Raw genomic sequence first — 560 nt, 5'->3', positions numbered from 1 at the left:
GGCCTGCAGTGTCAGCGTGCCGAAGCTGCCGGCAATGACCGTGTTCACGCCCGTCTGCACCGCCGTCGTGGTGTCGCCTCCGGCCACCCGCACGCCCACCACGCCGCCACCGGCTGCCGCGCCGTCGGCGCCGAACACGTCGTCCGTGCCGTCCGTCAGCACGTTGCCGCCCACCACAGCGCCTTCGGTCACGCTGTTGGTGTTCGAGAAGGCTGTCGGCACATCGTCCACGATGTCCACGGTGATGGTGCTGGTCACCGTGTTGCCGTTGGCATCCGTCGCCTGGTAGGTGAAGGTGTCGCGGTTGTTCTCGGTGTTGGTGCCGTTGTTGGCGTCCGGGCTGGTGTCAAAGCGCTGCGTCAGCGTGTAGCTGTAGCTGCCGTCCGGGTTCAGCGTCAGCGTGCCGAAGCTGCCTGCGGCCGGACTCGTCAGCGCGTAGCTGTAGCCGCCTGCGCCGCCGCTGACGTTGCCCACCAGCGTGCCGGCCGCCGTCTCGGCCGTGCTCGACGGGTTGCTGCCCGTGGCCAGCGCCGCTTCGTTGACCGTGATGTCGTCGTTGC

The 560-nt window shown here is 68.9% G+C and carries 1 protein-coding gene; it reads right to left on the bottom strand.

The annotated features are described in order from the left end of the window. Nucleotides 1–560: VCBS domain-containing protein (locus tag AC1DS5_RS25435; RefSeq protein ID WP_477721019.1), on the bottom strand; the 560-nt coding region annotated here is incomplete at both ends.

This window comes from Polaromonas sp. P4_H1 (assembly GCF_056400945.1).
The sequence above is the reverse complement of the archived record's forward strand: the minus strand, read 5'-3'. Positions and strand labels throughout refer to the sequence as shown.